At 62.7% G+C, this 14,146-nt stretch carries 15 protein-coding genes; 11 read left to right on the forward strand and 4 right to left on the reverse strand.

Features of this window, described 5'->3' with window-relative positions; translation table 11 throughout:
• Positions 1-9: 9 nt before the first annotated feature.
• Positions 10-1,257 (reverse strand): adenylate/guanylate cyclase domain-containing protein, encoded by a 1,248-nt coding sequence (locus G455_RS0117125; protein ID WP_028094815.1) that lies wholly within the window; start codon positions 1,255-1,257, stop codon positions 10-12.
• Between the two features lie 91 nt (positions 1,258-1,348).
• Positions 1,349-1,795 (reverse strand): MarR family winged helix-turn-helix transcriptional regulator, encoded by a 447-nt coding sequence (locus G455_RS0117130; protein WP_028094816.1) that lies wholly within the window; start codon positions 1,793-1,795, stop codon positions 1,349-1,351.
• Positions 1,796-1,868: 73 nt separating this feature from the next.
• On the opposite strand from G455_RS0117130, the gene hmgA reads away from it, so the two are divergent.
• Both hmgA and fahA read left to right on the forward strand, forming a co-directional pair.
• On the forward strand, positions 1,869-3,230 hold the full coding sequence (gene hmgA / locus G455_RS0117135) for a homogentisate 1,2-dioxygenase (protein WP_028094817.1): 1,362 nt from the start codon (positions 1,869-1,871) through the stop codon (positions 3,228-3,230).
• 79 nt (positions 3,231-3,309) lie between these two features.
• Positions 3,310-4,569 carry a fumarylacetoacetase gene (gene fahA / locus G455_RS0117140; protein WP_028094818.1) on the forward strand — a complete coding sequence of 420 codons (1,260 nt, stop codon included), beginning with the start codon at positions 3,310-3,312 and terminating at the stop codon, positions 4,567-4,569.
• A 30-nt stretch (positions 4,570-4,599) separates the two neighbouring features.
• On the opposite strand, the gene G455_RS0117145 is transcribed toward fahA, so the two are convergent.
• A complete protein-coding gene (locus G455_RS0117145; RefSeq protein ID WP_229861825.1) occupies positions 4,600-5,148 on the reverse strand; it encodes a DUF2585 family protein in 549 nt (182 codons plus the stop codon).
• Between the two features lie 79 nt (positions 5,149-5,227).
• Here G455_RS0117145 and G455_RS0117150 point away from each other — a divergent pair, with 79 nt between their 5' ends.
• The 5 genes from G455_RS0117150 (at position 5,228) to maiA (ending at position 9,601) form a co-directional block, all read left to right on the forward strand.
• Positions 5,228-6,178 carry an MBL fold metallo-hydrolase gene (locus tag G455_RS0117150; protein ID WP_028094820.1) on the forward strand — a complete coding sequence of 317 codons (951 nt, stop codon included), beginning with the start codon at positions 5,228-5,230 and terminating at the stop codon, positions 6,176-6,178.
• Positions 6,179-6,448: 270 nt separating this feature from the next.
• A complete protein-coding gene (locus tag G455_RS0117155; protein WP_028094821.1) occupies positions 6,449-8,059 on the forward strand; it encodes an FAD-dependent oxidoreductase in 1,611 nt (536 codons plus the stop codon).
• Between the two features lie 5 nt (positions 8,060-8,064).
• Entirely contained in the window at positions 8,065-8,265 is a 201-nt protein-coding gene (locus G455_RS0117160; RefSeq protein WP_028094822.1) for a DUF2783 domain-containing protein, read from the forward strand.
• Positions 8,266-8,268: 3 nt separating this feature from the next.
• Positions 8,269-8,811 (forward strand): VOC family protein, encoded by a 543-nt coding sequence (locus G455_RS0117165; RefSeq protein WP_028094823.1) that lies wholly within the window; start codon positions 8,269-8,271, stop codon positions 8,809-8,811.
• 151 nt (positions 8,812-8,962) lie between these two features.
• Entirely contained in the window at positions 8,963-9,601 is a 639-nt protein-coding gene (gene maiA / locus G455_RS0117170; RefSeq protein ID WP_028094824.1) for a maleylacetoacetate isomerase, read from the forward strand.
• A 19-nt stretch (positions 9,602-9,620) separates the two neighbouring features.
• Here the strand turns inward: maiA and hpaR are convergent, their stop codons facing one another.
• Entirely contained in the window at positions 9,621-10,079 is a 459-nt protein-coding gene (hpaR, locus tag G455_RS24485; RefSeq protein ID WP_051312593.1) for a homoprotocatechuate degradation operon regulator HpaR, read from the reverse strand.
• Between the two features lie 120 nt (positions 10,080-10,199).
• On the opposite strand from hpaR, the gene G455_RS0117180 reads away from it, so the two are divergent.
• The 4 genes from G455_RS0117180 to hpaD (G455_RS0117195) are packed head-to-tail and all read left to right on the forward strand — an operon-like array spanning position 10,200 to position 14,034.
• On the forward strand, positions 10,200-10,586 hold the full coding sequence (locus tag G455_RS0117180; RefSeq protein WP_028094825.1) for a 5-carboxymethyl-2-hydroxymuconate Delta-isomerase: 387 nt from the start codon (positions 10,200-10,202) through the stop codon (positions 10,584-10,586).
• Positions 10,587-10,590: 4 nt separating this feature from the next.
• Positions 10,591-12,102, forward strand: a complete 1,512-nt coding sequence (gene hpaE / locus G455_RS0117185; RefSeq protein WP_028094826.1) for a 5-carboxymethyl-2-hydroxymuconate semialdehyde dehydrogenase — start codon at positions 10,591-10,593, stop codon at positions 12,100-12,102.
• Between the two features lie 42 nt (positions 12,103-12,144).
• Entirely contained in the window at positions 12,145-12,999 is an 855-nt protein-coding gene (hpaD, locus tag G455_RS0117190; RefSeq protein ID WP_028094827.1) for a 3,4-dihydroxyphenylacetate 2,3-dioxygenase, read from the forward strand.
• 54 nt (positions 13,000-13,053) lie between these two features.
• Positions 13,054-14,034 carry a 3,4-dihydroxyphenylacetate 2,3-dioxygenase gene (gene hpaD / locus G455_RS0117195; protein ID WP_028094828.1) on the forward strand — a complete coding sequence of 327 codons (981 nt, stop codon included), beginning with the start codon at positions 13,054-13,056 and terminating at the stop codon, positions 14,032-14,034.
• The last annotated feature ends 112 nt before the right edge of the window (positions 14,035-14,146 follow it).

Genomic DNA, 14,146 nt, shown 5'->3' on the forward strand with positions numbered 1-14,146 from the left:
CCCGGCGGCTCAGACCCAGGTGTCCGGCCAGATCGTATAAAGCTCCTGCGGCTGGGACACCCCCCGCAGCACATACCGCCCAAGTGAAACCAGATCGTGATTGCCCTTGCGGGCAGCCTCGAACACCTGTTCCGACAGGATCACCCGGCGCCCCAGCGCCCGGTGCATATCGGCGATCCGCGCAGTCAGGTTGACTGCCGGGCCGATCACGGTGAAGTCCAGCCGGTTCTCGGCGCCGATATTGCCATAATAGATCTGCCCCGCATGCAGCGCGAAGGTACAGCGCGCCACCGGCAGGCCTTCGCGTTCACGGGCACGGTTGGTCGCCGCCACCCGATCGCTGAGCTCCGATACCATATCGAGCGCAGCGCAGGCTGCCCGCTCGGGATCGGGCTGGTCGAACATGGCCAGAAGCCCGTCCCCCATGAACTTCAGCACATTGCCGCCGCGCTCCTGAATCGCCGTCACCGCCAGCCCGTGATAGGCGTTCAGCATGGCGATCATCTCGGGTCCGGGGATTTGCTCGGCCAGGCTGGTGAAGCCGGAGAGGTCGAACAGGCAGATCACCGCATTCAGTTCCTCGACCGAACCCAGCTGGATTTCGCCCGACAGCACCCGCTCGCCGGCGTCACGCCCCAGATAGGCCTGCAGCAAATCCTGCGCCATTCGCCTGTTGGCGGTGGATTTCAACGCCAAGCCAAGCGACGGCAGCGTGCAGCGAATCAGATGAAGATCCTCCTCGGAAAACCCTTCAGGGGCATCCGAGCAATAAGAGATCAACATCCCCTGCGGCATATTTTTGACGTCGATTTTCGCAGCCTCGGGGCTTTTCTGGAACAGCAGCCCTGTTGCGAAATAATCTGTTGCCCCGGCCTCCCACAATTCGGTCAGTAGGGGAAAGCGGTTGCGTTCGACGACATCGCTCAGCCGAACCCGATACTCTGTCTCATGGGAAGACAGCAGATGATAAAGCGGGCTTTGCAGCCACTGCTGCAGCGGTTCGGCACTATGAGCATAGCGTTCCAGCGACACGCCACCGTCGACGCCGTCGCGCAGCCAGTCAAAGCCGATGCCCCCGAACCGGGGATGCAGCGCCCGCTGCGCCACATGCAGACGCATCAGCGGCACGCCATATCCGACCAGCCTTTCACAATACCCGACCAGAAGCTCTTCGCGCGCAGCTCCATCAAGCCCCCCGGCGACCAGCCAGGATGTCAGTTCGGCGACAGGGGAAAGGCAGAAATCTCGATCGGGCATCAGCGGTCTTTGCGCGTAACGGTCAGGAACTTCAACAACATATAGGCTGGTTCCAGGAAAGCGCACAGAAAATCGCGCCCGCCCGCGCGTCTTAGCGTTCCGCCAATTGCCGCAGCATTGCGCGCAGCAGGCCGGCCTCATCCTTGGAAAACATCCGGATCAGTTTGTCGTCATAGGCGCGGGCGATATCGCGCAGGCTGAGATAGGCCGCCCTGCCCGCCTGGGTCAGTTCAAGATGCTCCACCCGGCGATCCGCGGCATCCCGGGTACGGGTCAGGAAGCGACGCGCCTCCAGCCGCTGCACGGCGCGGCTGATCTTGGTCTTGTGCATACGGGCGCGGGTGCAGATCTCGGTCGCGGTCTGCCCCCCATACATGCCCAGGTGGAACAGCACCCGCCATTCCGTGCGCAGCATGCCATAGCGTCCCTTATAGACACGCTGGAACTCGAGAGAACTGGCCTCGGCCGCCTGATTCAACAGATAGGGCAGGAAATTGGCCAGATCGAAATCGTCCGCTTCCAGGTCTTGCTTTGTCAAATTTCTCTCCATCGGATATTGTTAGTTACAAAATCAACTAATAGGCAGCAAGCGACGAAAGGAGGAACGCGCGATGAATCGTCCCACACATCCTCACAAGATGGTCCAGGCAGCCACCGCCGCCGGCACCACCGAAGGGTATATGCCAGGCTTCGGAAACGACTTCGAAACCGAGGCACTGCCCGGCGCCCTGCCCCAGGGCATGAACAGCCCGCAGAAATGCAATTACGGCCTTTACGGCGAACAACTGAGCGGCACCGCCTTCACGGCGCCGAGCCATCAGAACGAACGCACCTGGTGCTATCGCATCCGGCCCTCGGTCAAGCATTCGCACCGCTATGAAAAGATCGACCTGCCCTACTGGAAATCCGCCCCTCATGTCGTCGACGATGTGGTGAGCCTGGGCCAATACCGCTGGGATCCGGTGCCGCTGTCGGATCAGCCGCTGACATGGCTGACCGGCATGCGCACCATGACCTCCGCCGGCGACGTGAACACCCAGGTCGGCATGGCGAGCCATATTTATCTGGTCACCGAGTCGATGGTGGATGATTATTTCTTCTCGGCCGATTCCGAGTTGCTGATCGTGCCGCAGGAAGGCCGGCTGCGCTTTGCCACCGAACTGGGGATCATCGACCTCGAACCGAAGGAGATCGCCATCATCCCTCGCGGTCTGGTCTATCGGGTCGAGGTTCTGGAAGGCCCCGCGCGCGGCTTTGTCTGTGAAAACTACGGCCAGAAATTCGAGCTGCCCGGTCGCGGCCCGATCGGGGCCAACTGCATGGCCAACCGCCGCGACTTCAAGACACCGGTCGCCGCCTTCGAGGATCGTGATGCGGCCTCGACCGTGACGATCAAATGGTGCGGCCAGTTCCATGTTACCCATATCGACCACAGCCCGCTGGACGTGGTGGCCTGGCATGGCAACTATGCACCGGTGAAATACGATCTGCGCAATTACTGCCCGGTGGGCTCGATCCTGTTCGACCACCCCGACCCCTCGATCTTCACCGTGCTGACCGCACCCTCGGGCGTGCCGGGCACCGCGAACATCGACTTCGTGCTGTTCCGCGAACGCTGGATGGTGATGGAAGATACCTTCCGCCCGCCCTGGTATCACAAGAACATCATGTCTGAGCTAATGGGCAACATCTATGGCCAGTATGATGCAAAGCCACAAGGTTTTGCACCCGGAGGCATGAGCCTCCATAACATGATGCTGCCTCACGGGCCGGATAAGAACGCTTTCGAGGGCGCCTCGAACGCCGATCTCAAGCCCGAGAAGCTGGACAACACCATGTCCTTCATGTTCGAGACCCGCTTCCCGCAGCACCTGACGGCCTTCGCCGCCAAGGAAGCCCCGCTGCAGGATGATTATATCGACTGCTGGGCCGATATCGAAAAGAAGTTCGATGGCACCCCCGGCCCAAAGTAAGCCGCAAGAAAATTCGAATTTTCTTGCCAAGATTCTTTAAAGAATCTTGGCAAGACCCCTGAACCTGTTGGGAGACCCCATGCCCCTGATGAAAAGCTGGGTGGACAGCGCCAATTCCGCCGACTGCCCCTTTCCGCTGAACAACCTGCCCTATGGCGTGTTCGCAACCGCCGAGACCGAGCCGCATTGCGGCGTCGCCATCGGCGATCAAATCCTGGATGTCACCGCCGCAGAGGACACCGGTCTGATCGACCTGACCGACACGCCGCTGTTCGACGTGCCGTTCTGGAACGCCCTGATGGAAGAAGGGCCCGCCGTCTGGGCCGCGCTGCGCGACCGGCTGACCTCACTGCTCGCCGAAGGCTCGGACGAGCGCGCCGCCGTCGAACCGCTGCTGGTGCCAATGGCGGATGCCGAGCTGTTGATGCCCTTCGCGGTCAGCGAATACACCGATTTCTATGCCGGCAAGAACCATGCCTTCAACGTCGGCTCTATCTTCCGCGGGCCGGAAAACGCGCTGCCGCCGAACTGGCTGCACATCCCGATCGGCTATAACGGCCGCGCCTCCTCCGTCGTGGTCTCGGGCACCGAAGTGCGCCGTCCCTGGGGGCAGCTCAAGGGCCCGAACGATCCAACGCCGCGCTTCGCCCCCTGTGCCCGCTTCGACATCGAACTCGAGATGGGCGCCATCGTCGGCACCCCCTCCGACGGGCCGATCACCGTGCAGGAGGCCGACGATCATATCTTCGGTTATGTGCTGCTGAACGACTGGTCGGCGCGCGATATCCAGGCCTGGGAATACCAGCCGCTGGGCCCGTTCCAGGCCAAGGCGACCGCCACCACCATCAGCCCCTGGATCGTGACCAAGGCGGCGCTGGAGCCCTTCCGCACCGACACGCCTGCGCGGGAGGTCGAGCTCTTGCCGCATCTGAAGGATTGCGGTCCGATGCTTTATGACATCGACCTCGAGGTCACGCTGCAACCCGAAGGCGGCACGGCAACCACCATCTCCCGTACCAATTACAGGGAGATGTATTATTCCGCCGCGCAGCAACTGGCGCATCACACCACTGCCGGATCGCCGATGAACGCGGGCGATCTCTTGGGCTCGGGCACGATTTCGGGGCCGACCAAGGACAGCCGTGGTTCGCTGCTGGAAATCAGCTGGAGCGGCAAGGAGCCGATCGACCTGCCCGGAGGCACAACCCGCAGCTTCATCGAGGACAATGATACCCTCACGCTGAAAGGCGTGGCCAAGGGTGACGGCTATACCATCGGCTTCGGCGATTGCATCGGCAAGGTGATCCCGGCGCTGGCCGATCCCTACGCGCGGGACTGATCCATGGCGCTGGCGCTTGGCATTCGCAGCTCAGACGCCCGCCTGCCACTCCACCACGGAGGGCAGCGGCCAGAGCAGCATCAGAATGTTCAGCGCCAGCCCGTCGCGGATCAGCCAAGTGGTCAGCACCTCGAACCCGATCACGATGGCAACGCTGGCCCAGACCGGCAACCGGCGCGCCAGGGCAAAGCCCAGGATCATCGCCAGAATGTCACAGGTGGAGTTGATCACGGAATCGCCGTTGTAATCGACCGACACCGTCGCGTTGCGATAGCGTTCGATCACCCAGGGCGTGTTCTCGATCACCTCCCAGGCGCATTCGACGGCCAGGGCGATGACCAGGCGCCAGCCCATCGGCATCCGCCGCGCCACCAGCCAGAGGGCGCCAAAGAACAGGATGCCGTGAATGATGTGGCTGGGTGTATACCAGTCGAACAACGACTGGCTGCTCGGCTCCGGATCGCCGGGGCTGTACCAGATCGACACATGACCACAGGGGCAGATCAGATTGCGCCCCATCAGCCAGAGGGTCAGACCGGAGGCCACCACGATGGCCACGGACAGGAGAACGGGAGACATGCGCTGCGAAATCTTCATGGCGCAACATGAACCATGGCGGCCCGAAGCCGTCCATTGAAAAACATGAAGGGAGAGAGACATGGCGAAAGCATTCGCATCTCAGGGAGACATGGCGGAAAAGAAGATCTCGTTCACCGAGGTGGGAGAAGGGCTTTATGCCTTCACCGCAGAGGGGGATCCGAACTCCGGCGTGATCATCGGCGATGACAGCGTGATGATCGTCGAGGCGCAGGCGACCCCGCGGCTGGCCAACAAGGTGATCGAATGCGTGCGGTCCGTGACCGACAAGCCGATCACCCATGTGGCCCTGACCCATTATCACGCGGTGCGCGTACTGGGCGCCTCGGCCTTCGGGGCCGGGCAGATCATCATGGGTGACACCGCCCGCGCCATGGTGGTGGAACGCGGACAAGAGGATTGGGATAGCGAATTCCAACGCTTCCCGCGTCTGTTCGAAGGGCATGAGAGCATCCCCGGCCTGACCTATCCGACCACCACCTTCAGCGACTCGATGACCGTCTATCTGGGCAACCGCCGGGTCGACCTGATGCATCTGGGCCGCGCCCATACTGCCGGCGACATCGTGATCCACGTGCCGGATCAGAACGTGATGTTCACCGGCGACATCGTCGAATACCATTCGGCCTGCTATTGCGGCGACGGCCATTTCTCGGACTGGGGCGATACGCTCGATGCGATCAAGTGGTTCGAGGTCGACGCCATCGCGCCGGGCCGCGGTGACGCGCTGGTTGGTCAGGAGATGGTCAACGAGGCGATCGAGAACACCCGCGATTTCGTCGAAAGCACCTATCGCCCGGCGGCGAAGGTGGCAGCGCGCGGCGGTTCGCTGAAAGAGGCGTGGGACGCGGTGCGCGCCGAATGCGATCCGAAGTTCGCCGATTACGCGATCTACGAACATTGCCTGCCGTTCAACGTCGCCCGCGCCTATGACGAAGCCCGCGGCATCGACACACCGCGTATCTGGACCGCCCAGCGCGATCTGGAGATGTGGGCAGCCCTGCAGGGGTGAGGCACGCCCGGGAAAAGGCCCAACAGGCCTCTTTCCACGCCGAACGGGCGGAGCCCGGGGAGATGCCAATCTGACACCCGGCCAGACCGGTAGACGCAGAACCTCCCCCTCGTGCCCAAAATCTCCGGGACCGGCTTGATCCAGATCGAGCCGCCCCACCAGGAACGACGAAGGACCGAACCAAAGTCCCGGCGGAAGGAGCCGCCGGGAGACGGAGGATTTGCGCCTGCATCCCACGCGCACTCAGGGAGGAGAGCCATGAACAAGCCCGTGAAGAAGATATTCGAAGTCCCCCTCTACCCCTATACCCGGCACGACGATCAGGACGCCGCCCGACCGCCGCGCCACAAGGTCGTGGTGATCGGCGCCGGCCCCGTGGGGCTCGCCGCCGCCATCGACCTGGCCCAGCAGGGGGTGGAGGTCGTGGTGCTGGACGAAAACGACAAGGTCAGTTTCGGCTCCCGCGCCATCTGCTTCGCCAAGCGTCCGCTGGAAATCCTCGACCGGCTCGGCTGCGGCCAACCGATGGTCGACAAGGGGGTGATCTGGAATCTTGGCAAGGTCTTCTTTGACGACCGCAAGGTCTATGACTTCAACCTGCTGCCGGAAGAGGGCCACCGCCGCCCTGCCTTCATCAACCTGCAACAGTATTATTTCGAACAATTCCTGGTCGACCGGGTGAGGGCATTGCAAGCCGAGGGCGCGCCGATCGAGATCCGCGGTCGCAACAAGGTCTCGGCCATCGGCACCCATCCCGATCACGTCACGTTGGAAATCGACACACCCGAAGGCAGCTATAACATCGAAGCCGACTGGCTGATCGCCTGCGACGGCGCCGGCTCGCCCACCCGCGCGATGCTGGGGCTGGATTTCGTCGGTCGTGTGTTCGAGGACAACTTCCTGATCGCCGATGTGGTGATGGAGGCCGATTTCCCCACCGAACGCTGGTTCTGGTTCGACCCGCCGTTCAACCGCGGCCAGTCGGCGCTGCTGCACAAGCAGCCCGATGGCGTCTGGCGGATCGACCTGCAACTGGGCTGGGACATCGACAAGGACCGCGAAAAGCGCCCCGAGAATGTCATTCCCCGCCTCAAGGCCATGCTGGGCGAGGATGTCGATTTCGAACTGGAATGGGTCAGCATCTATACCTTTCAGTGCCGCCGGATGGAGCGGTTCCGCCATGGCCGGGTGCTTTTCGCCGGCGACGCGGCGCATCAGGTCAGCCCCTTCGGCGCACGCGGCGCCAACTCCGGCCTGCAGGACACCGACAACCTGATCTGGAAACTGAAGCTGGTGATCGACGGCAAGGCCCCCGAAAACCTGCTCGACAGCTATGATCTGGAACGGGTCTATGGCGCAGATGAGAATATCCTGAACTCCTCGCGCTCGACCGATTTCATCACCCCCAAATCCGACATATCGCGGATACTGCGCGATGCGGTTCTGGACCTGAGCGAGACATATGAATTCGCCCGTCCGCTGGTGAATTCCGGTCGGCTCAGCGTGCCCAGCACCTATGACGGCTCGCCGCTCAATTCCGCCGACGCGCTGGCGGGCCCGAACCGCACTCGGCCCGGTTCGCCCTGCCCCGACGCTCCGCTGGGCGATGACTTCCTGCTGTCGAAACTGGGCAACGGGTTCACCCTGATGACCATCGACACGGAGGCCCCCGAAAGCTTTGCGGCGGAAGGGGTCACCATTCCCCGCCTCGCGCTGTCGGTCAGGGACGATCCCAGCGGTGCGCTGGCCGCGCGCTATCTGGGCGATGCGCCCTCTGCCGTCTATTTGATCCGACCCGACCAGCATGTCGCCGCGCGATGGGACAGCTTCGACGCCCCCCGCGTCACCGCCGCCCTCACCCGAGCGCTTGGCAAGGAGTAATCGCCATGACCCAGCTGATCCTGACCCCGAACATCCCCGCTGCGGATGACTTCTATGCCGAGCTGCTCAGCACCCACGAGGGGCTGAGCACAGAGGAGAGCCACAAGCTGAACGCAAGGCTTGTGCTGATCCTGGCCAATCACATCGGTGACCGCGAGGCGCTGTCCGCCGCACTGCGCGCCGCCACTCTGAAAAAGGAGGACTAACCCATGAAGATCGAGAAAATTCACCACGTCGCCTATCGCTGCAAGGACGCGAAGGAGACGGTGGAATGGTACGGCAAGATGCTGAACATGGATTTCATCCTGGCCATCGCCGAAGATCACGTGCCCTCGACCCATGAACCCGATCCTTACATGCATCTGTTCCTGGATGCCGGCGACGGCAACGTGCTGGCCTTCTTCGAACTGCCGACCAAGCCCGAGATGGGCCGTGACCCGAACACCCCCGCCTGGGTTCAGCATATCGCCTTCAAGGTGAAGGACCGCGATGAGCTGATCGCGTTCAAGGAACATCTCGAGGCCAACGGGGTCGAGGTGCTGGGCGTCACCGACCATTCCATCTTCCATTCGATCTATTTCTTCGACCCCTCCGGCCACCGGATCGAACTGGCCTGCCCGGATCCGGAGGAAGAGGCGATGCTCGCCAAGCTCGACGCGGTGAAATGGGACATGCTTGAGGAATGGTCGAAGACCAAGAAGGCCCCCAAACATGCCGAATGGCTGCACGAAAAGGAACTGAGCACAATTTGAGCACGGAAATCCGGCACGGATTTCGAACCGTTTTCCGTGCCGGAAAACGGCGGCTTTCGCCGCGCGACAATTGACATGAACCGTCGCCGGTGCTGCGACTACCCTCTACCGCCCTCCCCTCCCCGGGACATGAAATTAAAGGAACATGAATATGAGCGAGGTTGTGCTCTATGATTACTGGCGGTCCTCCGCCGCCTACCGGCTGCGGATCGCGCTGAACTTGGCCGGGCTCAGCTACACTTCGGTCCCGGTCGATCTGGTCGCGCGACAGCAAAAAACCTCCGAACACCTCGCCCGCAATCCACAAGGTCTGGTCCCCGCGATGGAAATCGACGGGCAAATGCTGACCCAGTCGCTGGCGATCCTCGATTACCTCGACACCACCCGCGACCTGCGGCTTCTGTCCAAGGAACCGGCGACCCGCGCCCGCGAACTGGCGATCGCCTATGCCATCGCGATGGACATCCACCCGATCTGCAACCTGCAGGTCATCAATTATGCCGCCGAGATCACCGGCAACCGGGAAAACGTCAAGGAAGACTGGATGCAGCAGTTTATGCGCCCGGGCCTGATCGCGGTCGAAGAGCTGCTGGCAGGATTCGAACAGGCCCCCTATGCCTGCGGCAACAAACCCGGGCTGGTCGATATCTGCATCGTGCCGCAGCTTTACAACGCGCATCGCTGGGGCGTCGATGTCTCGGACCTGCCCCGCCTCTGCGCCATCGAAACCGCCTGCGCCGCGCATCCCGCATTCTCGGCCGCCTATCCAGACAAGCACAAGCCGGCCTAAAACCGGCCCCCTGCCGCGGTCAGACGTCCTGTGCTCTGGCCGCGACACCGTCCTTTGAGGCCAGCTCGTTCAGCAGATCGAGCAGCGTTTCATATCGCTCCGCCCCCAGCCGGTCGCGCACCGCATCATTCAATGCCACGCTCGTTCCCAGATTGCGGGCGATCACTTCCGCTCCGGTCGGAGCGATTTCGACGATCTGCTTTCGTTTATCCCCGGGATCGCGATGCCGCGCGATCAACCCACGTTCCTCCAGCTTCTGCAGGATACGCGTCAGGCTCGGCAACAGCAGGCAAGCCTCCTCGGCGATGCGAGTCGGCTCCATCGCGCCGCCCTCGTCCAGAACCCTGAGCACCCGCCATTGCTGTTCGGTGATGCCGACATCCGCCAGCATGGCGCGGATCGGCCCCATCACCTCCTCACGGGCGCGCAATAACGCGATGGGCAATGAACGGGCGGTCAAGGGCAGTTTTCGGGTCATGCGACAGTCTTGCCGATCCGCCCCCAGCCACGCAATGCGAGAATGGCGCCGGGGTTGACGAACCCCCTTCATTTAGTAAACATGTTAATTACAAAAGGCTCGGGCGGAGGGAGGAACGTCATGGCGCATCTGATGGTGGATTATTCCGCCAATGTCGAAGACTGGGTCGACATGGTCCGCTTCTGCGACGCCCTGCGCCGCACCGCCATCGAGACCGGCGCGCTGCCGATGCCCGGGATCCGGGTGCGGGCGATGCGGGCCGATCATGTCTCGATCGCCGATGGCGACCCGGATCACGGCTATATCGACATCTCGGTCCGGCTGCGCGGTGGCCGCGACCTAGACACCCGCAAGGCGGCGACCGCCCTGATCTTCGCCGCCGCAGAAGATTTCCTGAAACCGGTGATGGAAAACCGCTCGCTCGCCCTGTCGCTGGAGATGCGCGACATCGACCCGGAGCTTGCGCCCAAGACCGGCACCATCCGCGACCATCTGAAGAAGGCCTGAGCCGATGACCACCTTGACCGACAACCTGACCAAGCTCGACGGTTATCTCACCCGCTTCCGCCCGCATGGCATCCAGAACCTGATCGGTGGGGAAACCCGCCCCGCCGCCTCGGGCGCTGTGTTTGACACTGCATCGCCTGTCGATGAAAGCGTGATCTGCCCGGTCGCTCGTGGCGGGGCAGAGGATATCGACGCCGCCGCCAAGGCCGCCGCAGCCGCCTTTCCGGCCTGGCGCGACATGCCCGCGGCCAAGCGCAAGAAGATCCTGATCCGCATCGCCGATCTGATCGAGGCACGGGCCGAGGAGATCGCACTGTGTGAATGCTGGGACACCGGCCAGGCGCTGCGCTTCATGTCGAAGGCAGCACTGCGCGGCGCCGAAAACTTCCGCTTCTTCGCCGACAAGGTCGCCTCGGCCCGCGACGGGCAGAACCTGCGCTCACCGACACTGATGAACGTGACAACACGGGTGCCGATCGGCCCGGTGGGGGTGATCACGCCGTGGAACACCCCCTTCATGCTGTCGACCTGGAAGATCGCCCCCGCGCTCGCCGCCGGCTGCACCATCGTGCATAAACCGGCCGAATTCAGCCCGCTGACCGCCCGCATCCTGGCCGAGATCGCGCAGGAGGCCGGCCTGCCCGATGGCGTCTGGAACCTGGTCAACGGGTTGGGCGAGGATGCCGGCCGCGCCCTGACCGAACACCCGGCGATCAAGGCCATCGCCTTTGTCGGCGAAAGCCGCACCGGGTCGATGATCATGAAACAGGGTGCCGACACGCTGAAGCGGGTGCATTTCGAGCTGGGCGGCAAGAACCCGGTGGTCGTCTTCGATGATGCCGATCTGGACCGCGCGCTCGATGCCGCGATCTTCATGATCTATTCGCTGAACGGGGAACGCTGCACCTCCTCTTCGCGCCTGCTGGTGCAGGAGACGATCGCAGACCATTTTGAGGCGAAGTTGATCGAACGGGTCAACCGGATCAAGGTCGGCCATCCGCTGGATCCGGAAACCGAGGTCGGCCCGCTGATCCACAAGGTGCATTTCGACAAGGTGACATCCTATTTCGACACCGCGAAACAGGACGGCGCCACCCTGGCCGCCGGCGGCTGCCGGGAGGGCGATCAGGGCTGGTTCGTGCGCCCCACCCTCTTCACCGGAGCAACGACGCGCATGCGCGTGGCACAGGAAGAGATCTTCGGCCCGGTCCTGACCGCGATCCGCTTCTCGACCGAGGCCGAGGCGCTCAGGATCGCCAATGATACCCAATATGGGCTGACGGCCTATGTCTGGACCAATGATCTGACCCGCGCGCTGCGCTTTACCGACGCGCTCGAGGCCGGGATGATCTGGGTGAATTCGGAAAACGTCCGCCACCTGCCCACGCCCTTCGGCGGGGTCAAGGCCTCAGGCATCGGGCGGGACGGCGGCGACTGGTCGTTCGACTTCTACATGGAGCAAAAACACATCGGCTTTGCTCTGGGACAACACAAGATCCCCCGTCTGGGAGCATAATCACCCCCAAGGAAACGCGCGAGGTTTCAGGAGGAGGAGACCATGGGCGAAATCGTTCTTGCCGCAAAATGCACCCACGTTCCGACCATGCTGATGTCGGAACAGCCCGGCCCGGTCGAGGGCAAGCGCCAGCCCGCCATCGACGGCCATAGGGAGATCGCCCGACGCGCCAAGGCGTTGGGGGCGGATACAGTGGTGATCTGTGACACCCATTGGGTGATCAACGCGGGCTTTCACATCAACGCCAACAGCCGGTTCAAGGGGCTCTTTACCTCGAACGAATTTCCGCAGTTCATCCAGGATTTGCCCTATGATTATCAGGGCAACCCAGAGCTGGGCGACGCCATCGCCAAGGTGGCCTGCGATCTGGGCGTGCATACGCTGTCGCATCATCTGGACGGTCTGGAACTGGAATACGGCACCCTGGTGCCGATGCGCTTCATGGCCCGCGAACATGAGATAAAGGTCGTCTCGGTCGCTGCCTGGCGCACGGTGCACGACCATCAGGAAAGCCGTGTGGTGGGCGAGGCGATCCGCAAGGCGGTAGAGGCGAGCGACAGCAAGGTGCTGCTGGAGGCCTCCGGCTCGCTCTCCCACAAGTTCTGGGCAAACAAGGATTACGCGGCCAATAACGGCACCTTCACCATCAGTTCCGAATTCAACCGGCAGATGGAACTGCATGTGCTGGATATGTGGCAGGCCGGCGATCACGCCACCTTCCTCAAGATGCTGCCGGAATATGCGCGATACTGCTGCGGCGAAGGGGCGATGCACGACACCGCCATGCTCTACGGCGCGCTCGGATGGGATTGCTACGGCGCGAAATGCGAGGTGGTGGCCCCCTATTTCCCCTCTTCCGGCACCGGCCAGACCAACGTGATCTTTCCATTCCAGTAGCCGACTGACACCCCAGTCCCATTTCGGCGCCCCGATCCGACAAGGACCAGACAGATGCCCATTCCCGCACCGAACCTCTATCCGCCCTTCAACATCCTCCGTCTCAGTCATGTGGAACTGGCGGTCACCGATCTCGCACGGTCCCGCGCCTTTTATGTCGACACCCTGGGCCTTCAGGTCACCGACGAGGATGACCAGGCGATCTATCTGCGCGCGATGGAGGAGCGCGGCCATCACTGCATCGTCCTGCGCAAGGCGGATGCGCCCTGCGCCCGCGATCTGGGGTTCAAACTGTTCAGCGAAGAGGATCTGGAGCGCGCCGCCGCCTTCTTCCGCGCCCGCGACCTGCCGGTGGACTGGGTCGATCGCCCCTATCAGTCGCGCACCTTCCGCACCCGCGATCCCCTGGGCATTCCCCTGGAATTCTACGCCCGGATGGACCGGCTGCCGCCGATCCACCAGAAATACGCGCTCTATCGCGGGGTCAAACCGCTCAGGATCGACCATTTCAACTGCTTCTCGCCCGACGTCGATGCCAGCGTCGCCTTTTATAACGAGATCGGCTTTCGGGTGACCGAATATACCGAGGACGAGGAAAGCGGCCGGCTCTGGGCCGCCTGGACCCATCGCAAGGGTGGCGTGCACGATCTGGCCTTTACCAACGGCACCGGGCCGCGGCTGCATCACACCGCCTTCTGGGTGCCGACGCCGCTGAATATCATTGATCTTCTGGACCTGATGTCGACCACCGGCTGGGTCGACAACATCGAACGCGGCCCGGGCCGGCATGGGATTTCCAATGCCTTCTTCCTTTATATCCGCGACCCGGATGGGCACCGGATCGAGATCTATTGTTCCGACTATCAGACCGTCGATCCGGATCTGGAGCCGATCAAATGGGACCTGAAGGATCCGCAGCGTCAGACCCTCTGGGGCGCGCCGGCGCCGCGGTCGTGGTTCGAGGAAGGCAGCCTGTTCGAAGGACAGGCGCCGGTTCCGGCCCGGTTGAATGCCCAGCCGATCATTGCGCCGTGAGTGGTGCTTGCATAACAAAGAATTGCGCCCGGCGTGATGGTGGGCGCAATCGCGCCCGCCATCACGCCGCAGGCGTGCATTTCTCAGAGTGGGGGGCGGGTCGGGCGCGATC

This window comes from Pseudodonghicola xiamenensis DSM 18339 (genome assembly GCF_000429365.1).
Lineage (GTDB): Bacteria > Pseudomonadota > Alphaproteobacteria > Rhodobacterales > Rhodobacteraceae > Pseudodonghicola > Pseudodonghicola xiamenensis.